Source organism: Thalassospira sp. Z349TD_5, assembly GCF_056173045.1.
The window spans coordinates 4,452,941-4,473,250 of the sequence record NZ_CM149654.1 but is presented as its reverse complement, the minus strand read 5'-3'; the positions used below and the strand labels follow the sequence as shown (position 1 = coordinate 4,473,250).

Here is a 20,310-nt window from a genome sequence, read left to right as displayed (position 1 = left end):
TCCGTTCTGCGACACAGCAGGCCATGCCAGTCTGATCCATTAACGAACATTCGATACCACGGCGACATGCTGAGTCAAACACATCAAACAAACTCACCGTGTTTTTTAGAAGTTTTCTTAAATATTCCGGCAATATCGACGGCTATAGCCGCCTTGGCGAAACACTCAGGAACCAAACTGTCGGTCTGGACCAAACAGACGAAAATCTTCGCAAATAATCGCCAGCGGTGAAAACCCAACCAGCTCACCAGACAGATCACTGTCAATTAACTGGACCGGTACTCCTTGATGGATACCGCGCAATGCAGCCTGATGTCCTTGGGCAACCTTGGCTTCGCACATCCGGGCCAGTTCCTTGCGCGATCCGGCGGCATCTGCAAGCGTCACCGGCGGATGCACCACAATTTCAACCGTCACCTTGCCAAGAGCCATAAACTGCCACAGGTGCGGTGCCAGATCCATATCCCCATACCAGGAATAGAAAGCCCGTAAATCACGACCGATTGGCGCACCGTCAAGACGGGTTGCGGCGATTGAAACCGGTTGGAATTTTACCTGTGATCCATCCGGAAGAGTGCGCTCAGCCGCCGCAAACAAAGTGGATTTAAACGGCAGAACCCGGTTGCCATCATTGCTGGTTCCTTCGGGAAACAGGATCAGCTTATCGCCATTATTTAACCGTTCGCTGAGCTGGTCGTTCTGGTCACGTGATCGTACGGCCCGCCGTTCAACAAAGGTTGAGCGCGACAGTTTGGCCAACAGGCCAAATACCGGCCAGCTGGCCACTTCGGTTTTGGCAATGAAGCTTGCCCGGGTCAGGGCCCCCAAAACCGGGATATCAAGGTATGATGCATGGTTGGCAACAATCACGCCCGGCCCATCCATCAAATCACCGCCCGATACCCGAACCTCGATATGAAGGATTCTAAGGCACAGCGCGTGATAAAAGCGCGGCAATTGTTCTGCCAATCGCATGCTACATGCGATGGCCACCATCTGTACTGGCAGTAACACCAGTGTCAAAAGCACATAGGCCGTCAGCCGGATAGCGGCACACACATAGCAGTTCACGATACCCTCGCGGTGCGTTCGTAATGCTTGTAATAGCGATCGGTTACCTTTTCGGTTGGCAACACGATGCAGATGTCGGTGGTGTTGAACTGGTGATCAACGACTGCGCCGTCCCCAACGAAGCCGCCAAGACGCAGATACCCCTTGATCAACGGCGGCAAGTCACGCAGCGCCTGACGCTGATCGATACCACCGATTTCGGCACGCATCATCGTTTCATAACGTTCTTCAATCGCCCGGGGGCGCATGCCTTCAGGGGCGAGGTGATTGTGATGCAGATAGGTCAGCACATCGCTAAAGGCGTCCGGGTCGGTCCCGTGGAAGGATGCACAGCCAAACATCAATTTGATATCGTACTTAAACACATAGGCGGCAATGCCCTGCCAAAGAAGCTGCAACGTCGGCATAGTGCGGTAATCGGCCTCAACGCAAGATCTTCCCAGCTCCATGATTTCGCCGGCTTCCTTAACCGCATTGAGCATGCTTTCGATGTGGTATTCATCCGCACTGTAAAAACCGCCATGTTCGTTGGCAACCGACTGGCGCAACAAACGATACGTTCCAACAACCGCGTCAGTACCCGCACCACGACCATGATCAAGAACCAGCAGGTGATCGCACAACGGATCGTAATGATCAAAATCACGCTGTTGTGCTGCCATTTCATCGCTTGGCTGCGCACCGCGCTCTTCATAGAAAACCTTGTAACGAAGTTTCTGGCTGGCAAGAATTTCGTCTGCATTCTCGGCGAGGCGTACCTCAAGCCGCTGAGGCTGTCTTTCGTCGCGCATTGCAACACCCTTTCGTTCATCTGCGCGGATTTTGCGCAAGATTTGCGTGAAGGGCGAGTGAAGGGTTTGTGAATAAAGCGTAACAAAAATATGAAGGCCATCTGCTCGAATTGAACAGATGGCCAAAATTTTGTCTTTGTTAAGCGCAGTTGAACTTAACTTTTATTTATCGTCTTTCGAAGGAACACCATAAAGTTCAAGACGATGACCGACCAGTCGGTAGCCAAGCTCGTTGGCAATCTCTTCCTGAAGCTTTTCAATTTTGTCGTTCGAAAACTCGATAACATCACCCGACCGCATGTCGATCAGATGATCGTGATGCTCTTCGGTCAGTTCTTCATACCGCGCACGACCATCACCGAAATCATGTTTTTCGAGGATATTCGCCTCTTCAAAAAGACGAACGGTACGGTAAACAGTGGCAATCGAAATCTTCGGATCAATCTCGGTCGCACGGCGATAGACCAACTCCACATCGGGGTGGTCTTCGGACTCTGACAGCACACGGGCGATAACCCGGCGTTGGCCTGTCATTTTAAGGCCCGAGTCGATGCATTTTTGCTCGATGGTTGATTCTGCAAGCATTGTCTTGTTCTCGTTTCCGGTTCCGCCTGTCCCCAAGCCGGGATGTCCCAGCCTTTGCTCTCATTGGGCTAAATATCGAGAAAACTGTCATATATCGCAAGACGCAAATCGCGATATTTTGTTCTCTCCTGCTTGCCTCCTGCCCAATGAAACGCTACTTCACGTTTCCGGGGCCCGCTCAGGAGACAGCATATGGACGACTTAACGCCCGACCATAAGATCGACATCACCAATGATATCTGCCCAATGACGTTTGTTCGCACCCGGCTGAAACTTGAAACCATGACACAGGGTCAAATTCTCGAAGTAACGCTGGGCGCTGGCGAACCGCTTAAAAACGTTCCGCGTTCGGTCACCGAAATGGGCGACACTGTCATCAATCTGGTCGAACTTCCCAACGCGCCGGAAACATACTGCTTAACCATTCGGAAAAGCTGATGGTGATCCCACCCGTCGTCATCTGGGCTTAGACTATAACAGCTTGGCAGTCAAAACCACATTTTTGATGTGGATATAGCCAATTAGAATAAATCCAAAGTCTGTGTGCGATTTAATCAATAAAATAATGCTGAAACCGCCGGAATATGCACAAAACTTTCAGATAGTCGGCACTACTCCCAATCATGAGAACATGCAGCAGATGATCTTTGGTTCTACCGCCAGCTTCTTATCGTAAGGTCCAAAATCGATCAAAGCGTGTCTTAATCACCCCAGCCCAAAACACAGCGGCCAAGCTCGCGTTCCATGACAAGTGCATCGACCTCGCGACCAGACTTCCGACGATAATAATTTTTGCGTCGTCCTATTTCGATAAATCCGCAGTGCCGATACAACGCGATCGCCGGTGCATTATCTTCGGCAACTTCGAGCAAAACCCGACCGACCTCGCTTTCACGCAGTCGATCAAAAGTTGTCGTTAGAAGTTTTCTGGCAACACCACATTGGCGGGCCTGCCTGGCAACCACAATCGTATTGATTTCTGCCTCATCCAGAACGGTTTGCACCATCACAAACCCCATTGGGATGTCTGCGCGATTCTGCGCACAGTCACCAGGCTGGAATGCCAACAATCCAAATGCTCCCGGCACGTCGAGTAACCGCGTGATCGCATCCGCGTCCCAGCAATCATCAAACCCCTGTTTGTGCAAAGCCGCCGCAACCTGCGCAAAAGCACCGGTCAAAGCCACCAACTCGATGGCTTTTGGTTTTTTTGAGGGGGAGGAATTATTGGCATGATCCGATCCCGCACGACCCGGTGCTGGACCGTTTGGTGATGTGCGGGTCATTTCTTTTTCTGCGGTCCCTGATCTTCGATCCGGCGTGCATCGGGTGCGCGCAAATACATCGGAACGGGGGCAAGGTTTTCACCACTTTCCCAACGCGACGCGGCAATCAGTGCAACATTGCCTGCGCGCGGTAAACTATGGGCCGTGCAATCATAAAACGCATCTGGCGCATGGGCGGCGGCGGTTAACAAACGCGGTGTTGCGTCCCCGGCCAAAATCGTATCGCCGGGTGGTGCCATCATCAGGGCCTGACGCGGGGCAACGCATTCAGGCGTGCTCAACGGTCTTTTTTTGCCATCAAAGGCCTGCGCAAAAATCTCGTTCCGCTTGCTATCGAGCGCCACCAGAATATTGCGCCCCTGCTGATCACGTTCAGACACGCCGTATGCCACGGCTTCGAGCGAACTCACCCCGACCACGGGGATCTTGCGCGCAAGACCAAGGGCACGTGCGGTCGCCAGACCAATGCGCATTCCGGTAAAGGCGCCCGGACCAACCGTAACCGCGATGCCATCAACCGCGTCAAAGCCGATGCCCGCTTTTTCGAAGCTTTCGGCGATAAAGCTCATCAGGTGTTCTGCCTGTCCGCGCTCCATATTGGCAAAAAGTTCGCCTTTGACCTCACCATTGATCAAAACAGCCGTCGTCAGCGACGTTGAGGCAGTATCAATTGCCAAAAGCGTCGGGCCGGATTTCTCCGCTAATTGTGATGCGGTTTGCGATGCAGCGTGATCTGCGCTATCTGAAGAACGCGACTGACCCGTCAGCATCTTTTTTATGTAATCGGTGAACGACAAGAACAGGGGGCCTCCGGCGATGGCGCTGGTCGAAATTACGCCACAAGAATATGATGTCGAAATTGATATCGTCTATGCCACGGATCGCAATTTCACCGGGGCACCGATTTATACACGACCTGCCTGCTATCTTCATGCGGATGCGGCAAAATGCCTGAAAAAGGCATCGGCCATGGCACGTCGTCAGGGGTTGAAGCTTCGCATTCTTGATGCGTTCCGCCCTCAGGAAGCCCAACGCGCCCTGTGGAACCATTCGCCCAACCCCGATTTCGTCGCCAACCCGGATTTTGGATCGCCACATGGTCGTGGTGTTGCCATTGATCTAACCCTGATTGATCAAAACGGCAAGGAACTGGATATGGGGGCAGGGTTTGATGAAATGCATGACCGGTCCTATCACGGCTCGGATTTGATTTCCAAAACCGCCGAAGCCAACCGTTTTATCCTGCTGGGCATCATGGTCAGTGCCGGGTTCGAGTTTTATGACCACGAATGGTGGCACTATCAATTGCCCAACGCCGCATCGAAATACCCGGTGATGTCCGATAGCGCCCTTGGTAACCCCATGATGGCCCGCTAGGCCAATACAGGCGCGAAGTGCTTTCCGAGCGGTCAGGCCTGCAACAACGCCTGACCACTTTGTGGATCAAACAGCGACATCCGGGCCCCATCGATAAGAATTCTGGTATCCGAACCTGATCTGAAAACCTGTTCAGGACCGCATCTTGCCGTGATTTCCGATCCTGCAACGGCAAGTCGAACATACTGATCCGGCCCGGTCGGTTCGGCCAGCAGCACCCGCGATGCGATCCCGGCATCATCAAACAAAAGATGTTCGGGCCGGGCCCCCAGCGTTATTGGTTGCCCTATAAGGTTGCGTGCCTCGGTCGGGACGTCAACCAGCGGCAATTGGCCTGCTCCGCTGTCAAAGACGATATCCGAACCATCCTGTAACATTTTGCCAGAGATAAAATTCATCGTCGGAGCACCAACAAAGCTGGCGACAAAACGGTTGGCTGGTCGGCGATAGACGTTTTCAGGCGTGTCCGCCTGCTGAATTCTGCCCTTTTCAAGCACCACAACCTTGGTCGCAAGGGTCATCGCTTCGATCTGGTCGTGGGTGACATAGACAATCGTTCGTCCCAGTCGTTCATGCAGACGTTTCAGTTCAACGCGCATATCCGCACGCAGCTTGGCATCAAGGTTTGAAAGCGGCTCATCAAACAGAAACACCGACGGTTCGCGAACCAGTGCACGCCCGATCGCCACGCGCTGCTGCTGCCCGCCCGAAAGCTGAGATGGTTTGCGATCCAGAAGCGGCGTGATTTGAAGAAGTTCGCCAACATCGGCAACCCGCTTTTCAATTTCATCCTTGCGCATGCCGCCCATTTTAAGGCCAAAGCCGATATTCTTGCGCACCGACATGGTCGGATAAAGGGCATAGGACTGAAACACCATCGCGATATCGCGCTCATCCGGCTCCAGTTCGGTCACATTGCGCCCGCCAATATGAATTTCTCCACCCGTGGTCGGTTCCAACCCGGCAATCATGTTCAGCAATGTCGATTTGCCACACCCTGATGGCCCCAACAGCACCACAAAATCACCGTCCGTGATTTCAAGGTTGATGTTTTCCATCACCGTCAGTCCGGCATAGGCCTTGGTTACGTTGCGAAGTTCAACACCGTTCATTCTGGTTACCCTTTCACCGCACCTGCGGCAATTCCGCGCACAAACAGCCGCCCCGACAATAGATAAACCGCAAGCGTTGGTAGGGCTGTCAGCATGGTTGCAGCCATATCGACATTATATTCCTTCTCGCCGAACTGTGATCCGACAAGGTTGTTGAGTGCAACGGTCATCGGTTGACCCGATCGCCCGCCAAAGGTCAGACCCAACAGAAAATCATTCCAGATATAGGTGAACTGCAAAATCATCGCGACACCCAAAATAGGCAACGAAAGCGGCAACATCACGTGCCAGAACAATCGCCAGAATCCCGCCCCGTCGATCCGTGCTGCTTTCAGCAAATCCTCTGGAACGGTTTTAAAGAAGTTGCGAAACATCATGGTGGTAAAGGCAACCCCCCAGATGACATGCACCAATATCAATCCGGGTATGGACCCAAATATGCCAAGCTCGCGGATCATGATGATCAGGGGATAAAGGGTCACCTGCGGGGGAATGAACATACCAACCAGAAGGGCCGCAAACATCACATTGGCCCATTTCATTTTCCACGCCGCCAGCGCATAACCCGTAATGGCCCCAAGACCGACCGACAGGATCAAAGCCGGAATCACAATCTTGACCGAGGTAAGGAATGACGATGAAAGCCCGCCGCATTGATCACCAAGCGCCTGACTGCAATCGCCAAACCAAGCCTTGCCCCAAGCCGCAAATCCGGGATCGGCGGGCAGGGCGAAGATACTGCCATTACGGATCTCATCCATCGATTTTAACGACGTTGAAATCATGATGAAAACCGGCGCCATGATCATGATGGCGGCAAGAATGAGCAATCCATAAAGGGCAAGTCGATTATAACGCATGATCAATGCCCCCGCCCGCCGCGCTCTTTTTTGAGCTCGAAGTAAATATAGGGCGAAATAACCGCGATCACGGTACACAACAGGACAAACGCACCCGCCGCGCCAAGACCAAGTTCCTGCCGGTTAAGAATATGATCAACCACGAACCGCGCCGGCAAATCAGATGAAAATCCCGGCCCGCCACCGGTCAGGGCGACAACAAGATCAAACGCCTTCATGACAATCGCACTCATCAGGATAAATACCGTGAAGAAGACGGTGCGCAGCATCGGGGTAATGATGTGCAGATAGACCCGCCATACCGGAATGCCATCAACACGCGATGCCTTCCAGATGTTCGGATCGATATTTCGAAGCCCGGCAAGAAACAGTGCCATGCACAATCCAACCTGTTGCCAGATACCAGCAATCGCCAGCGTATAGATCGCGCGGTCCGGCCGGACGATCCAGTTGAACTCGAAACTGTCCCAACCCAACGCACGTACGGCTTCCTGCAAACCCAGTCCCGGGTTCATCACCCATTGCCAGATCACACCCGTCACGATGAATGACATCGAAAGAGGCAACATGAAAATGGTGCGGTACATGCCTTCGGCCTTGACCCGGCGATCAATCAAGATCGCCAGCAAATAGCCAAACACCATGCAGCCACCAATGAACAGAAACCCGTGGATCGCCAGATTCTGCATCGACGTCCACCAGCGTTCATTGGCAAACAATCGAACATATTGGTCAAACCCGGTAAATTTATAGACCGGCAACAAACGTGACCGCGTCAGCGAAATCACAAAAGTCCAGATAATGAATCCGTAAAAACAGACAATCGTAATGGTCATGGCAGGGATAAGCGCCATTCTGGCGGTCCATTGCGGACGCCAGCGCCGCCTGCCTGTCTTCTGGATCGCATCGTTCTCAACTGAACGCTGCAACACACCTTGTGCCGGATCGGCCATAAACATTCTCGCTTCTTTGTAAAGGTGCCGCTGCACCCGCCTTAGCGGTCACACAGCAGCACATCCCTGCAAAGTATTGCGCAGTCCCACACCTTACTTGGCGTAGGAAATTGCTTCGTGGAATTGTTCCTGACCCTCTTTCGGGCTCATGTCAGCACTGTTCCAGAAATTGGAGATGCTGTCATCAATCGCGCCCGAAACGGCACTTGGCACCCCGAAAAGACCGGTACTGACCAGATGGGTCTTTTTGTCCTGAAGGGTTTTGATGGCAGTTTGCGCACAAGAATCAAAGCTGTCTGAGGGCACATCCAGACGCGCAGGGATCGATCCCTTTTTCATGTTAAAGGCAATCTGCACATCTGGCTCCAGCATGACTTGCGCCATTTTTTCCTGTGCGGGGGTTGCGTCTTCGCCGTCCATTGCCGAAAAGGCAAAGGCATCCACAGTCATGATATAGGCGGTATCAACAGCAGGTGCGAAGGCGCAACCAACCGTGGTGCCCGGCTCGATCCCCGCGGCAATGATTTCGCCTTTGGCCCAGTCACCCATGAACTGGAAAGCCGCATCGCCCTTGATCACCATATTGGTTGCTTCGTTCCAATTCCGACCTGGACTTGATTCATCAACAAAGGGCTTCAGTGCGGCGAAGGTTTCAAACACCTGATGCATGGTATCGGATTCCAGAAGGTCATCATCAAGCGTGCTGTAAAGATCGGCATAGAATTCACGTCCGCCAACACCCAAAAGTACACTGTTGAACATGATGCGCTCCTGCCACGGCTGCCCACCCAGACCAATCGGTGTTACGCCAGCTGCCTTGAGTTTCTCGGCCGCCGCGATGAAGTCATCCCAGCTTGTCGGCACATCAATGCCGGCGTCTTCAAGCACAGCCTTGTTATAAAACATCCAGTTTTCACCATGGATGTTGATTGGGGCGGCGATGTAATTACCGTCATATTTTGCCGCCTTGACGATCAAAGGCGGCAATTTTTCATCCCAGTTTTCTTCATCGGCAATCTTGCCAACATTGGCCAGAAGGCCCTGATCGGCAAGTTCACGCAATTGTTGACCGATGGAGAACTGAAACACCGCAGCCGGATCACCGCCAAGCATACGGTTCACGGCTGCTGCACGGGCGTTACTGCCCCCGGCAATCGGGGTATCAACCCATGTGCCACCTTTGGCCTCAAACGCCTTGCGCACTTCGGCAAGGGCCGCCTGTTCACTGCCGGACGTCCACCAATGCAGGACTTCTGCCGTCTGGGCATGAATCGCACCGGCAGATACACCGACGCTCAGAAATGCCGCGCATGCTGCGGCTGTGGAAAATTTCTTCATAACGGATGTTCCTCCCTAATAGGGTACGTTCAATGCCGACTTCTTGATGGTCGAAAATTCGTAACGTTTCTATTTTTTTGATAAGCGCTTTATTCGCTCTTGTCAATCAACAAAACCAGCCCATAATAGGGACAAAATGAAACATCGGTATTTTTTTGCCGATTTTTTCGAAACGTTACGATTCTGGGCGTACTCAACAATGGCTCCCGGAACAGGGCAAGGAAGCGAACATGACCAAATCATTTCCCGACGGTTTCCGCTGGGGTGTCTCAACATCCAGTTATCAGATTGAAGGCGGTGCCAAAAATGACGGGCGCGGTGCCACCATCTGGGACACCTATTGCGCAACACCGGGCCGCGTTGCCAATGGCGACAACGGAAGCATTGCCTGCGATCATTATCATCGCTGGGCAGAGGACCTTGATCTGATCAAGGACCTTGGCGCCAAACATTACCGCTTTTCAGTCATGTGGCCGCGCGTCTTGCCCGAAGGAACCGGCAGGGTAAACGAAGCGGGCATTGATTTTTACAGCCGCCTGATTGACGGCATGCTTGAACGCGGCATTGAACCATGGTTGTGCCTGTATCACTGGGATCTACCCCAAGCGCTTCAGGACCGGGGCGGCTGGACAAACCGCGACATTGTTGACTGGTTTGGGGATTATACCGAACTTCTTGCATCCCGGCTCGGCGACCGGGTGAAATCCTGGGTAACATTTAATGAACCCAATGTGGTTGCCTGGGTCGGCCATGAAGAAGGTCGGCACGCACCGGGCATTGCCGACCCGCGCGCGGCCATGCGGACCGCTCATCATTTAAATTTATGCCATGCGCGCGCCACCAAGATCATCAAAGGCCATTTCCCCGAAGCCCCGGTTGGATTCGTTTTGCCGATGCATAAAGGCTATACATTGCCAGAGCGCCGGGAACAGGACGCACATTTGGTCGATCTGTTTGAAGCAAAATGGAACGGCGCGTTCCTTGATCCGGTCTATTATGGCCGTTACCCGGAGCTGATTTTGGACCGGATGGAACCCCACATTCGGGACGGCGACCTTGAAGCCATAAAAACCGAGATCGATTTTCAGGGCGTAAATCAGTATTTCCCAAGCTATATCGAAGCCGCAAGCGACAAGGCCTGGCCGTTTAAACATGCCGAACCACCAAAATATTTCCGTCGCACCGAAATGGGGTGGGCAATTGATGGCGATTGTTTTTATCGCACGCTGAAAATCTTGCAAAACGACTATGGTAACCCGCCGGTCTTTGTCACGGAAAATGGCGGGGCCTTTATCGACCTGCCTGACGCAAATGGTAAAATCGACGATCAGGATCGCATTGCCTATCACAATGAATACCTCTCGGCCGCTTTACGCGCCATGAAAGAAGGCGCCAATCTTCAGGGATATATGCCTTGGTCTTTGCTCGACAATTTCGAATGGGCGTATGGCTATCAAAAGCGGTTTGGCTTGGTGCATGTCGATTACACCACCCAAAAACGCACCCCAAAGGCGTCCTTTGAGTTCATGCGCAATGTGATCAAAAGCAACGCATTGCCTTAACCATGGCCGGGCGACTAGATTGTCCGCCACGATACCGCTCGCAACGACCACAAGAACGGACCTGCATATGCCCGCCTCGCGCCCGAACCTTCGCACGATTGCCGAACATCTTGGCCTGTCGGTTACGACAGTTTCACGTGCGCTCAAAGACGGGCCCGAGGTCAAACCCGGCACAGTGGCCAAGGTAAAGGCCGCAGCCGAACAAATCGGGTATCAGCCCGATGCGCGCGGCGTCATGCTGCGCACGGGCAAAACCATGCAGGTCTGTTCAATCCTGTATTCCCCGGAAGTTGGCGATTACGGCGATCCGGGGTTTCTGGCACAGGTCGAAAGCCTGGCGCAGGGGTTGGAGGCAGACCGCTATTCGCTGGTGGTTCTAGCGCAAACCAGTAACAAAGATCCGCTTGAACCCGTCATCCGCGTCCATACCCAACGCATGGCCGATGCGGTGGTCTTTTCGCGCACCACATCCCAAGACAGCCGGGCAAAATATTGCCTGCAACATGATTTTCCATTCGTCAGCTTTGGGCGGACCGAACTTTTAACCCCGCATGCCTTTGTCGATCACGATGATGAACACGCCGCCTATGACGCCGTCAAACGCCTGATCGCGGATGGCCACCGCAAAATCGGCATGATTGATCCACCGGAAAACCTGACCTTTTTTGGCTATCGCAAACAGGGGGCGCGCCGCGCAATGACAGAAGCCGGACTTGATCCCGAAAGCCTGATCTGGATGCGCTCCGATGTCTCGGTACGTGCCGCCCGCGATGCTACCACGGCGCTGTTTCGCACCCAACGCGACGCCACCGCAATTGTCTGTGCCAGCCAAATGACCATGATCGGCGCACTCGAAGCCCTGATGGAACTGAACATGGACACCATCCGCGATGGGATCGGGGTTGTCGGGTTTGGCGGCATGCCGTTCCGCATGCTGTCAAAACAAAAACTGGCCTACTACTACCAGCCACAACGGCATGTGGGTGAAGTCCTTGCGCGTCATTTACACGATCTGATGGTCGGTGTCCCCGCTCAGGAACTGCAAACACTTTTGCCTTATCGACGCATCGATGATCTTGCCGCCTTCCGCGAGGGGGAGGATTTTTAAAGTCCGGCGCCCGAACCATCCTCGCTAGTCGCGTGCGGCATCCTTGTCGCTGATCAGGCGCACCAGCATCCGTTCAACCGGTTTAAGCACAATCAGAACAAACAGGGCCAAGACCGTGGCGATGATCACAATGTGCCACGCAGCAAGCGCACAGGCAATGCCAAGGGCGGCGGTGATCCACACCGTTGCCGCCGTTGTCAGACCGGAAACCGTCATGCTTTTGGGCTGACGCATGATCACGCCGGCACCGATAAAGCCAATGCCGGTCAAAACCCCCTGCAACAAGCCCTGCACAACGCGTGAAAGCGCATCAGGATGGTCAATCAGATCCTGAAAATGAACCGCAACGACCGACACAACAGCCGCCCCCAGACTGACAAGTGCCAAGGTCCGCATGCCGGTCGGCTTGCCGTTCACATCGCGGTTAAGCCCGATGATCATGCCAATCACCGTCGCCGCACACAGCCGCAGCACCATATCGATGACGCCAATATCGAAATATTTCTCGGCCGTCGCAAAATAGGGAAGGTCGGTCAGCATAAAATGGGATCCGCACAGTTTCAGGAATTCCCAAAACGCGGCACGTTTGAACAATGTTCCGACCCCGCGCATATGGAGCCGGTGTTCAGAATCAGATTTTCTTACCCAGTCCCGTCATATCGTTGCCCGGCAAAGCACCGCCGTCCATGTCGCCTGCTTCTGCCATCAACCAGTCAAAGAACAGGGATATCCGCGGATCACGGTCGGGCGGATCAAGGGTAATCAACACATAATCGTAGCCAGTTGGGGCCATGCCAAGCGGGGCAATAAGACGCCCCGCTTTTAAATCGTCATACACCAGCGGCAAGGGACCAATCGCCGTACCAAGCCGGTTCACAGCCGCCTGAAGCGCAAAAAAGAAATGATCGAAATACTGTTCGCTGGCGGCGGTGGCTTCACTGCCACTGGCCCGTTTCCAAACCTCCCACGCATCCGGTCGGGTCCGGGCATGTAGCCAGCGGGCATTGGACAGATTTCCCGCAAGAATTGTTTCCCAGCAATCCGGATCACACACCGGCCCGGCATGTTCGGCCCAAAGACGGGTGGTGATGTACTGTTCTGAAATACCGTAATCGGCCCGCCGGATCGCCACGTCACAGCCATCGGCCAATAAATCCACCGGCCCACCGGCAAGGCGCAGGTCAATATTCAAGTCCGGGTTGGCTTCGCGAAATCCCCCCAAACGCGGCATCAGCCAGCGCATGGCAAGGCTGGGTTCGCACGATACTGTCAAGATCGGTGATGCCCCGTCATGACGGTGAATATCCTCAACCGCGCCATCAAGTCCGTTAAGGGCCGCACTGGTAGCCTTTAACAACCGCTCGCCCGCCGCGGTTAACCAGACCCGCCGGTTTCGCCGCACGAACAGCTCAACCCCCAATCGATCTTCGATCTGGGCCACCGCCCGACTGATTGCCCCATGGGTCAGATGCAATTCTTCTGCGGCGCGCGAAAAGCTTTGATGACGTGCAGCTGCCTCAAAGGCGGGCAGGGCGGCAAGCGGCGGCAGATGCCGTTTTCTGTGAATATTACTCACAATAAATCCCGGTATTTTTCGATTTTATGGCCTTTGAAACAGTTTGATACTGATTTCACGCACAGATCAAGCCCCATCAAAGGACCGTTCCGTCATGCCCGACATCACCGCCGATATCCGATCCATGGAAATCATCGCCGTTGGCATCATCACCGTGCTTGCCGTCATCAGCCCCGGCCCCGATTTTGCCATGGTCACCCGCATCGCCCTTACCCGTGGCAGGCGCGCCGGGGTTTTCTGTGCCATTGGGATTGGCAGCGGTGTTTCAGTTCATCTTGCCTATACCCTGATTGGTCTGGGGGTTCTGTTTGCCAGCAATATCTGGGTGCTTAACAGCCTGCGCTATCTGGGGGCGGCTTATTTGATCTGGCTTGGTTTATCGGCCCTGTGGCCTGATATCCGCAAACTTCTTGGCCGCGCCAAAGCCGCCAATACCATGGATGTTAGCGCTAACATATCAACTTCCCAGCCATCAGGAACGTCGGCACCGGGTACAGATCAAACCCGGAACGGGTCGGCCTTCTGGGTCGGTTTTGCCTGCAATGCGCTGAACCCCAAAACGATGCTGTTCATCGTTTCCCTGTTCAGTCAGGTGATTTCGCCCGACACACCCATCATCCAGGAAATCGGATACGGTATTTATATCGCGGTCTGCCACATGTTCTGGTTCGGGTTGGTCGCGGTCGCATTGACCTTACCCGCCGTGCAGGCCCGCATTTCTGCAATCAAAATCTGGATCGAACGGGCGGTTGGTTTGTGTCTGGCCGGGCTTGGTATCAAGCTTCTGGCAAGTTGAGATCAGATAAACAGCATCTCGCCATTTTGTTTGGCGTCGTTCAGAAATGTCACAACACCGCCGGTCTCAATCGAAAGCTCATCGCGGGTGGCTTGATCTTCAAGGCCCAATGCGCGCAATCCCATTTCACAAACCATGAATTTGCCATCCAATGATGCACAGGCGCTCAGCAATTCTTCGAATGTGCCGATCCCGCGCGTCGCATAGGACAAATCGATTGACGTCGCGGTGGCCCCTTGGGCATCCGTGCGCAAATGTCGCCATCCGGACGGGGCCAAAAGCGCACGGCTGGCTTCCATAGTGAAAAACAGCGTGACCTCGCGGCCTGTGGCAAGGGCAGACGATGCCATTACGAGTGCGTAATGAACTTTTTCAAAGCTGCCGGAAAATACCACCAGCGACAGTTTCTTTGGACTTTCGGTCTCAGTGTTCATGGATCGACAGGTCCTTGATCGTGGCGTTTTGTGAACAAAGCGGGCAGCCCGGATCGCGGGGCACCTTGATTTTACGATAGGCCGCCGACAGCGCATCGACAATCAACAACTGACCCGAAAGCCCATCACCAATGCCCATCAATTCTTTGAGAACTTCGGTGGCCTGCATCCCGCCGATCATACCAACCACCGATCCCAAAACGCCACCTTGCGCACAGGACGGAATGGCGTCCTCGGGCGGGGGCGCATGATAAATACAGCGATAACATGGATGGGGCGCACCCAGATGGGCCTTGAATGTCGAAACCTGCCCATCAAATCGCAATGCTGCGCCCGACACCAGCGTCTTGCCCGCCAAGTAGCAAGCGTCATTAAGCAAAAACCGCGTCTCGAAATTATCCGATCCGTCGGCAATCACGTCATAATCGGCAATCAAATCCATAACGTTGCCCGCATCAAGCCGGGTGTTATGGGCATGCACGGTGATTTCCGGGTTCATATCGGCCATGGTTGATTTTGCACTGTCAACCTTGGGCGTTCCGATATCGCGCATACCGTGCGCGATCTGGCGTTGCAGGTTGGATAGCTCCACCGTGTCGGCATCGACAATGCCAATCGTCCCAACCCCGGCTGCGGCCAAATACATCGCAAGCGGGGAGCCAAGCCCACCGGCCCCGACAATCAGCACACGCCCCCGTTTAAGCATCATCTGCCCGGTGCCACCGACCTCTTTAAGGACAATGTGGCGGGCATAGCGCTGCACTTCATTTTCGTTGAAGTCAAAATCAGTCACGCGGGCGGGTTTCCTGTCAGATCGAATGCAACAGAGTAAAATCTCTGACTTCTGGATATAGCGTGGCGATCCCATCACTCAAGCAAAAGATTTGTTTTTCCCTGAACCACTGTCTTTTTCACAACCTGTTTCAGGGCGACACACACCAATACTTAGGTATGTACCTAAATATTCTTGACGTAGCCCTGAAACTCAGTTTACTAAGGCACATGCCTTATCATTCAAACCCCCTTGATCTTGCGTTTCACGCCCTTAGCGACCCGACCCGCCGTGCGGTGGTCTCGCGTCTTGCCAGCGGCGAGGCGTCCGTAAGCGACTTGGCCGCGCCTTTCAACATGGCGCTACCGTCATTCACCCAGCATCTCAAAGTACTTGAGGAGTGCGGCCTGATCGCCAGTGAGAAGCGCGGGCGCAGCCGTTGGTGCCAACTGGTGCCAGAACGTTTCAACGAGGCGGCAGTCTGGATGGAGGCGGAGCGTCAACGCTGGGCTGAACGGCTGGATCGACTGGAACTTCATCTGGACCACAAGGAAGAAGAGGATGGACGATATGAAAAACCCGATTGAGACTTGGTCACTGGACCGCGAGATCGTGCTGGCAAAGCTGCTGAACCATCCACGCGACAAGGTCTTCGCTGCCTGGACGAACCCCGAGGCGCTGGCAAAATGGTATGGCCCGGAAGGCCTTGATATCGAAACCAAGGAGGCAGACATCCGCGAAGGCGGGGTGTGGCGGTTCGACATGGTCGGCACGTTCGAAGGCAAACCACAGCGCTTTGAAAACCATGTGCGCTTTCTGGAAATCGTGCCGAACGAACGGATCGTCATGGACTATGGCACACCCGATCCCAACGACCCCGAACGGTTCCGCATGACAGTGACTTTCGACGAGCAAAGCGACGGCAAAACTGTGGTGACGTTGCGCCAACTCCACCCGACCCGCGAACGACGCTTGGCGGTTATTGGCTTTGGCGCGGTGGAATACGGCTTGCAAACGCTCGACGGTCTTGCCGTCTGGCTCGACGGCTGAGCCTTGGTTGATCAGATTGGCGTGGTGTGCACAACACCCTCAATAAAGAAAGGCCCGGAGCATATGCTTCGGGCCTTTCTTCCGACTGTCATTTAAGACAAACCCCTTATTGCAGACCGTCAAACAGTGGGGTCAACAGATAACGCTCAGCAAAGCTTGGAATGATGATGACAATGCGTTTGCCAGCATTTTCCGGCTTCTGACCAAGTTCAATCGCTGCCGCAACTGCCGCACCTGATGAAATGCCGGTTGGCAGGCCTTCGATGGCGGCCAGTTTGCGCGCCGTGGCAAAGGCGGTTTCATTGCCAATGGTCATTACGGTATCGATAAGATCTTTATTCAGGTTGCCCGGAATGAACCCGGCGCCAATGCCCTGAATTTTATGCGGTCCCGGTGCACCACCGGAAATAACCGGGCTGTCTTCCGGTTCGACTGCAACGATCTGAATGTTCGGGTTATGCTTTTTCAATACGTCGGCAACACCGGTCAGCGTGCCGCCAGTACCCACACCCGAGACAAAGATATCAACGTTGCCGTCAGTATCTTTGAGAATTTCCTGCGCGGTGGTGTTGCGGTGAACTTCCGGGTTGGCCGGATTATCAAACTGCTGCAACATGATCGCACCATCAATCTCGGCCACCAGTTCTTCAGCACGGGCAACCGCACCTTTCATGCCCTTGGCCGCCGGGGTCAGATCAATCTTTGCCCCCAGAAGCATCAGCATCTTGCGCCGTTCAATCGACATGCTTTCAGGCATGGTCAGAATAAGGTTATAGCCCTTGGCCGCAGCAACAAATGCCAGCGCAATACCGGTATTGCCCGAGGTCGGCTCAACCAGGGTTGCACCCGGTTTGATCTTGCCAGACTTCTCGGCAGTTTCGATCATTGCCAGACCGATACGATCCTTGACCGATGCCAGCGGGTTGAAGAATTCAAGCTTGCCGATCAGATCCGCTTTTACGCCTTCTGCTTCTGCCAGACGTGAAAGGCGAACCAGCGGCGTTGCACCGATGGTGTCGATAATGCTGTCGTAAATCTTACCGCGAAACTCAGTCATGTTTTCCTCGCACTATTTTGTATTTTACCATCATGCACATCCTCAATTTGTATTTAAACCGCTATTGCCCCGTGTCAAATGGGCTTTGGCGATTTGTACAGGATATGGCGTTTGATGGCGTACCCGTTGCCTGTAGATTTTAGCGAACCGCAGCGGTTTCTTGTTGATTTAAGATACAATACACCCCCGTCAGTTCAGAAGACTAAATAATGAAATCGGGGGATTCTTCGATCCCGCTGCGCAAACCGGCATCCCGTGCCCGATTGCACAAATCCTCGACCGTGATTTTCGCCAGTTGTACCATCATTTCATCTTGCAACTCGCGCCATAATGGCCGGACGACTTCCTTGCCAAGCGGCGATCCTGCCGGATCTTCAATCGGGTCATCGGATGTTTCCATCGCACGGATCACCGACACAATATCAGAAAGCGTGATGCGACGGCGTTCGCGCGCCAATCGATATCCACCGCGCGGGCCCCGTACACCCACCAGAATGTCAGCCCGGACAAGCTGTTGCAATGTCTGTTCAAGATAGCGTTTCGGGATGCCCTGACGCGCGGTGATATCGCGGCTTTGAACCGGTTCACCTGCCGCGTTATAGGCAATATCGACAACCGCCTCGATCGCAAACAGCATTTTCTTAGAAAGCTTTAACATCTTTTCTCGCTACTCCCCTTGTGGCCCCGACATCCCCCCAGATGCCATCTGGACCTGATTTCGACAGAGCATTCCTTGCATTACCCGCTGGTTCCAGCGGACCGTTCACGCAGATACCGCACCCTTGGTACCAGTTGACCCAAATCCGCCCGATCCACGCGCCGTTTCATCCAGATCATCAACCGCTTGCCACGCCACCTGTGTCACCGGTGCAACAACAAGCTGGGCGATGCGCATGCCGCGTTCAATTTCAAATGCCGCATCCCCATGATTGATCAAAATGACTTTAATCTCACCACGGTAATCGGCATCAATCGTACCCGGGCTGTTGAGCACCGTGACACCATTTTTCGCCGCCAAGCCTGATCGCGGGCGGACTTGTGCTTCAAATCCGACAGGAAGCGCAATCGCAATACCGGTTTCAATCATTGCCCGTTTGCCCGGCGCAATCACCTGAACACCGTCAATCGCCGCCTGCAAATCGACGGCCGCCGACTGTGCCGTTGCATAATCGGGCAGCGGCAAATCCGCACCGTGAGGAAGTCGTTTCAAATTGACGGTCAAGCGCGTCATGGTTCTTCCTTGTCTTTTGTATCGCCGCCCCGAAAGAGTCTAGCGGCATGGTAGTAAGTTGATCACCTGTGCGTAAGCATCAGGCAAAATGGTCAATGATGCGCGCGGTCAGCGTCCGGGCAACGCCGGTTTTACTTTGACGTGGCCAGCGTTCATCAGCTTTTTCATCATCATCGGTAATCAGGCAGATTTCGTTCTGATCGCCACCAAAGGTCCCGGTATCGGGCGCAACATCGTTGGCCAAAATCCAGTCACAGCCCTTTCGCGTCCGTTTGGCGCGCGCATGCTCGGCAACATTTTGCGTTTCGGCCGCAAATCCGATCACAAGGGCCGGGCGGGTGGGGCCGGGCGCACTGATGGTTGCCAGAATATCAGGATTTTCCAAAAGCTTCAGATCAGCGATCACGCCTGATCCGTCTTTTTTCATCTTCTGATCCGCCGCATCTGCGGCACGCCAATCGGCAACGGCGGCAGCAAAAACCGCAATATCCGCCGGAAGCGCGTTTGTCACCGCCGCCAGCATCTCGCGTGCGGTTTCAACCCGCACCATCCTGACTCCAGCCGGATCGGGAAGCGAAACCGGGCCGGACACCAGCGTCACATCGGCCCCCGCCTGCGCCAGAGATTCGGCAATCGCATGCCCCTGTTTGCCCGATGACCGGTTGGCAATAAAGCGCACCGGGTCAATCGGCTCATGGGTCGGGCCACTGGTGACAATCGCCTTTTTGCCCAAAAGCGGCTTGGGCGCGTCAACCGCCTCAAGGAAATCTAGCACGCTGGCAATGATTTCGGCTGGTTCGGCCAGACGCCCGGACCCAAATTCGCCACACGCCAGATCACCAGAAGACGGCCCGACACGCAAAACACCCCGGCTTTCAAGGCTTGCAATATTGGCTTGTGTCGCAGGATGGTTCCACATTTCAACATTCATCGCCGGTGCAATCATCACCGGCTTATTGGTGGCAAGCAGGGCCGTGGTCGCCAGATCACCGGCCTGTCCGGTGGCCATTTTTGCCAGAATATCCGCACTTGCCGGGGCGACCAGAACAAGGTCCGCCTCACGCGACAATCGGATATGGCCCATTTCCGCCTCGTCGGTCAGGGAAAACAAATCCTGATAGACCTTGTTTTCCGTAAGCGCTGCGACCGACAACGGGGTGACAAACTGCGCACCGCCTTTTGTCAGGACCGCGCGAATGTTAATGTCGCGGTCACGCAACCGACGGATCACCTCAAGAACCTTATAGGCAGCAATACCGCCCGAGATGATCAGAAGGATATTCTTTCCTGTGAGAGCACGTGGCACTGTGGTTACCAACTATTTACGGTTAAGAAGTGTGGTTAACCTACA

At 54.2% G+C, this 20,310-nt stretch carries 24 protein-coding genes; 7 read left to right on the top strand and 17 right to left on the bottom strand.

The genetic code is table 11. The annotated features are described in order from the left end of the window. Positions 1-165: 165 nt before the first annotated feature. From AC0VXT_RS20625 to AC0VXT_RS20615, 3 genes are all read right to left on the bottom strand, one after another. Complete coding sequence (locus tag AC0VXT_RS20625) at positions 166-1,071, bottom strand: lysophospholipid acyltransferase family protein (RefSeq protein ID WP_475546901.1); 906 nt, start codon at positions 1,069-1,071, stop codon at positions 166-168. After that, positions 1,068-1,862 carry a GNAT family N-acetyltransferase gene (locus AC0VXT_RS20620; RefSeq protein ID WP_475546900.1) on the bottom strand — a complete coding sequence of 265 codons (795 nt, stop codon included), beginning with the start codon at positions 1,860-1,862 and terminating at the stop codon, positions 1,068-1,070. Before AC0VXT_RS20620 ends, AC0VXT_RS20625 begins: the two co-directional genes overlap by 4 nt. Before the next feature lie 162 nt (positions 1,863-2,024). After that, positions 2,025-2,447 (bottom strand): Fur family transcriptional regulator, encoded by a 423-nt coding sequence (locus AC0VXT_RS20615; protein ID WP_022733735.1) that lies wholly within the window; start codon positions 2,445-2,447, stop codon positions 2,025-2,027. 192 nt (positions 2,448-2,639) lie between these two features. On the opposite strand from AC0VXT_RS20615, the gene AC0VXT_RS20610 reads away from it, so the two are divergent. Further along, positions 2,640-2,885: a sulfurtransferase TusA family protein gene (locus AC0VXT_RS20610; protein WP_475546899.1), complete on the top strand. Its 246-nt coding sequence runs from the start codon at positions 2,640-2,642 to the stop codon at positions 2,883-2,885. A gap of 263 nt (positions 2,886-3,148) precedes the next feature. Here AC0VXT_RS20610 and AC0VXT_RS20605 read toward each other — a convergent pair whose 3' ends face one another. Together AC0VXT_RS20605 and tsaB are read right to left on the bottom strand one after the other, a co-directional pair. Next, complete coding sequence (locus AC0VXT_RS20605; RefSeq protein ID WP_475546898.1) at positions 3,149-3,733, bottom strand: GNAT family N-acetyltransferase; 585 nt, start codon at positions 3,731-3,733, stop codon at positions 3,149-3,151. Beyond that, a complete protein-coding gene (gene tsaB, locus AC0VXT_RS20600; protein WP_475546897.1) occupies positions 3,730-4,530 on the bottom strand; it encodes a tRNA (adenosine(37)-N6)-threonylcarbamoyltransferase complex dimerization subunit type 1 TsaB in 801 nt (266 codons plus the stop codon). Before tsaB ends, AC0VXT_RS20605 begins: the two co-directional genes overlap by 4 nt. Positions 4,531-4,549: 19 nt before the next feature. Here tsaB and ddpX point away from each other — a divergent pair, with 19 nt between their 5' ends. After that, positions 4,550-5,110, top strand: coding sequence for a D-alanyl-D-alanine dipeptidase (ddpX, locus tag AC0VXT_RS20595; RefSeq protein WP_022733730.1), 561 nt, complete (start codon positions 4,550-4,552; stop codon positions 5,108-5,110). A gap of 32 nt (positions 5,111-5,142) precedes the next feature. Here ddpX and AC0VXT_RS20590 read toward each other — a convergent pair whose 3' ends face one another. The 4 genes from AC0VXT_RS20590 to AC0VXT_RS20575 form a co-directional block, all read right to left on the bottom strand. Continuing rightward, on the bottom strand, positions 5,143-6,222 hold the full coding sequence (locus AC0VXT_RS20590) for an ABC transporter ATP-binding protein (protein WP_475546896.1): 1,080 nt from the start codon (positions 6,220-6,222) through the stop codon (positions 5,143-5,145). A gap of 5 nt (positions 6,223-6,227) precedes the next feature. Further along, positions 6,228-7,082 (bottom strand): carbohydrate ABC transporter permease, encoded by an 855-nt coding sequence (locus AC0VXT_RS20585; RefSeq protein WP_051146036.1) that lies wholly within the window; start codon positions 7,080-7,082, stop codon positions 6,228-6,230. Between the two features lie 2 nt (positions 7,083-7,084). Beyond that, on the bottom strand, positions 7,085-8,041 hold the full coding sequence (locus AC0VXT_RS20580; protein ID WP_022733727.1) for a carbohydrate ABC transporter permease: 957 nt from the start codon (positions 8,039-8,041) through the stop codon (positions 7,085-7,087). Positions 8,042-8,128: 87 nt separating this feature from the next. After that, on the bottom strand, positions 8,129-9,373 hold the full coding sequence (locus tag AC0VXT_RS20575) for an ABC transporter substrate-binding protein (RefSeq protein WP_475546895.1): 1,245 nt from the start codon (positions 9,371-9,373) through the stop codon (positions 8,129-8,131). Positions 9,374-9,603: 230 nt separating this feature from the next. Between AC0VXT_RS20575 and AC0VXT_RS20570 the strand changes: the two genes are divergently transcribed. Together AC0VXT_RS20570 and AC0VXT_RS20565 are read left to right on the top strand one after the other, a co-directional pair. Continuing rightward, positions 9,604-10,935 (top strand): GH1 family beta-glucosidase, encoded by a 1,332-nt coding sequence (locus AC0VXT_RS20570; RefSeq protein ID WP_475546894.1) that lies wholly within the window; start codon positions 9,604-9,606, stop codon positions 10,933-10,935. Positions 10,936-11,002: 67 nt separating this feature from the next. Then, on the top strand, positions 11,003-12,043 hold the full coding sequence (locus AC0VXT_RS20565; RefSeq protein WP_475546893.1) for a LacI family DNA-binding transcriptional regulator: 1,041 nt from the start codon (positions 11,003-11,005) through the stop codon (positions 12,041-12,043). Between the two features lie 24 nt (positions 12,044-12,067). On the opposite strand, the gene AC0VXT_RS20560 is transcribed toward AC0VXT_RS20565, so the two are convergent. Further along, on the bottom strand, positions 12,068-12,583 hold the full coding sequence (locus AC0VXT_RS20560) for an MgtC/SapB family protein (RefSeq protein WP_033369133.1): 516 nt from the start codon (positions 12,581-12,583) through the stop codon (positions 12,068-12,070). A gap of 91 nt (positions 12,584-12,674) precedes the next feature. Further along, positions 12,675-13,619: a LysR substrate-binding domain-containing protein gene (locus tag AC0VXT_RS20555; protein ID WP_475546892.1), complete on the bottom strand. Its 945-nt coding sequence runs from the start codon at positions 13,617-13,619 to the stop codon at positions 12,675-12,677. 94 nt (positions 13,620-13,713) lie between these two features. On the opposite strand from AC0VXT_RS20555, the gene AC0VXT_RS20550 reads away from it, so the two are divergent. After that, a complete protein-coding gene (locus AC0VXT_RS20550) occupies positions 13,714-14,415 on the top strand; it encodes a LysE family translocator (RefSeq protein WP_475546891.1) in 702 nt (233 codons plus the stop codon). A gap of 2 nt (positions 14,416-14,417) precedes the next feature. Here the strand turns inward: AC0VXT_RS20550 and AC0VXT_RS20545 are convergent, their stop codons facing one another. Both AC0VXT_RS20545 and AC0VXT_RS20540 read right to left on the bottom strand, forming a co-directional pair. After that, positions 14,418-14,849, bottom strand: a complete 432-nt coding sequence (locus AC0VXT_RS20545; protein WP_022733719.1) for a DsrE family protein — start codon at positions 14,847-14,849, stop codon at positions 14,418-14,420. Next, positions 14,839-15,642: a HesA/MoeB/ThiF family protein gene (locus AC0VXT_RS20540; RefSeq protein WP_475546890.1), complete on the bottom strand. Its 804-nt coding sequence runs from the start codon at positions 15,640-15,642 to the stop codon at positions 14,839-14,841. Before AC0VXT_RS20540 ends, AC0VXT_RS20545 begins: the two co-directional genes overlap by 11 nt. Before the next feature lie 62 nt (positions 15,643-15,704). Here AC0VXT_RS20540 and AC0VXT_RS20535 point away from each other — a divergent pair, with 62 nt between their 5' ends. Both AC0VXT_RS20535 and AC0VXT_RS20530 read left to right on the top strand, forming a co-directional pair. Beyond that, positions 15,705-16,208 (top strand): ArsR/SmtB family transcription factor, encoded by a 504-nt coding sequence (locus AC0VXT_RS20535; RefSeq protein ID WP_475546889.1) that lies wholly within the window; start codon positions 15,705-15,707, stop codon positions 16,206-16,208. Further along, positions 16,183-16,671, top strand: coding sequence for an SRPBCC family protein (locus tag AC0VXT_RS20530; protein WP_475546888.1), 489 nt, complete (start codon positions 16,183-16,185; stop codon positions 16,669-16,671). The genes AC0VXT_RS20535 and AC0VXT_RS20530 overlap by 26 nt, the downstream gene beginning before the upstream one ends. A gap of 106 nt (positions 16,672-16,777) precedes the next feature. Here AC0VXT_RS20530 and cysK read toward each other — a convergent pair whose 3' ends face one another. From cysK to coaBC, 4 genes are all read right to left on the bottom strand, one after another. Further along, a complete protein-coding gene (gene cysK / locus AC0VXT_RS20525; protein ID WP_475546887.1) occupies positions 16,778-17,728 on the bottom strand; it encodes a cysteine synthase A in 951 nt (316 codons plus the stop codon). Between the two features lie 202 nt (positions 17,729-17,930). Then, positions 17,931-18,386: an RrF2 family transcriptional regulator gene (locus AC0VXT_RS20520; protein ID WP_022733714.1), complete on the bottom strand. Its 456-nt coding sequence runs from the start codon at positions 18,384-18,386 to the stop codon at positions 17,931-17,933. Positions 18,387-18,491: 105 nt separating this feature from the next. Next, the gene (gene dut, locus AC0VXT_RS20515) at positions 18,492-18,959 is read right to left on the bottom strand and encodes a dUTP diphosphatase (protein ID WP_101301339.1); all 468 of its coding nucleotides are present in this window, start codon (positions 18,957-18,959) and stop codon (positions 18,492-18,494) included. A 79-nt stretch (positions 18,960-19,038) separates the two neighbouring features. Continuing rightward, positions 19,039-20,265: a bifunctional phosphopantothenoylcysteine decarboxylase/phosphopantothenate--cysteine ligase CoaBC gene (gene coaBC / locus AC0VXT_RS20510; protein ID WP_475546886.1), complete on the bottom strand. Its 1,227-nt coding sequence runs from the start codon at positions 20,263-20,265 to the stop codon at positions 19,039-19,041. Positions 20,266-20,310 lie beyond the last annotated feature (45 nt).

Excerpts from the sequence above, each read along its gene's own strand:
- AC0VXT_RS20620 (WP_475546900.1), bottom strand. The coding sequence starts at position 1,862 with ATGCGCGACGAAAGACAGCCTCAGCGGCTTGAGGTACGCCTCGCCGAG.
- AC0VXT_RS20615 (WP_022733735.1), bottom strand. The coding sequence starts at position 2,447 with ATGCTTGCAGAATCAACCATCGAGCAAAAATGCATCGACTCGGGCCTT.
- AC0VXT_RS20610 (WP_475546899.1), top strand. The coding sequence starts at position 2,640 with ATGGACGACTTAACGCCCGACCATAAGATCGACATCACCAATGATATC.
- AC0VXT_RS20605 (WP_475546898.1), bottom strand. The coding sequence starts at position 3,733 with ATGACCCGCACATCACCAAACGGTCCAGCACCGGGTCGTGCGGGATCG.
- ddpX (WP_022733730.1), top strand. The coding sequence starts at position 4,550 with ATGGCGCTGGTCGAAATTACGCCACAAGAATATGATGTCGAAATTGAT.
- AC0VXT_RS20590 (WP_475546896.1), bottom strand. The coding sequence starts at position 6,222 with ATGAACGGTGTTGAACTTCGCAACGTAACCAAGGCCTATGCCGGACTG.
- AC0VXT_RS20585 (WP_051146036.1), bottom strand. The coding sequence starts at position 7,082 with ATGCGTTATAATCGACTTGCCCTTTATGGATTGCTCATTCTTGCCGCC.
- AC0VXT_RS20580 (WP_022733727.1), bottom strand. The coding sequence starts at position 8,041 with ATGTTTATGGCCGATCCGGCACAAGGTGTGTTGCAGCGTTCAGTTGAG.
- AC0VXT_RS20575 (WP_475546895.1), bottom strand. The coding sequence starts at position 9,373 with ATGAAGAAATTTTCCACAGCCGCAGCATGCGCGGCATTTCTGAGCGTC.
- AC0VXT_RS20570 (WP_475546894.1), top strand. The coding sequence starts at position 9,604 with ATGACCAAATCATTTCCCGACGGTTTCCGCTGGGGTGTCTCAACATCC.
- AC0VXT_RS20565 (WP_475546893.1), top strand. The coding sequence starts at position 11,003 with ATGCCCGCCTCGCGCCCGAACCTTCGCACGATTGCCGAACATCTTGGC.
- AC0VXT_RS20560 (WP_033369133.1), bottom strand. The coding sequence starts at position 12,583 with ATGCTGACCGACCTTCCCTATTTTGCGACGGCCGAGAAATATTTCGAT.
- AC0VXT_RS20550 (WP_475546891.1), top strand. The coding sequence starts at position 13,714 with ATGCCCGACATCACCGCCGATATCCGATCCATGGAAATCATCGCCGTT.
- AC0VXT_RS20545 (WP_022733719.1), bottom strand. The coding sequence starts at position 14,849 with ATGAACACTGAGACCGAAAGTCCAAAGAAACTGTCGCTGGTGGTATTT.
- AC0VXT_RS20530 (WP_475546888.1), top strand. The coding sequence starts at position 16,183 with ATGGACGATATGAAAAACCCGATTGAGACTTGGTCACTGGACCGCGAG.
- cysK (WP_475546887.1), bottom strand. The coding sequence starts at position 17,728 with ATGACTGAGTTTCGCGGTAAGATTTACGACAGCATTATCGACACCATC.
- AC0VXT_RS20520 (WP_022733714.1), bottom strand. The coding sequence starts at position 18,386 with ATGTTAAAGCTTTCTAAGAAAATGCTGTTTGCGATCGAGGCGGTTGTC.
- dut (WP_101301339.1), bottom strand. The coding sequence starts at position 18,959 with ATGACGCGCTTGACCGTCAATTTGAAACGACTTCCTCACGGTGCGGAT.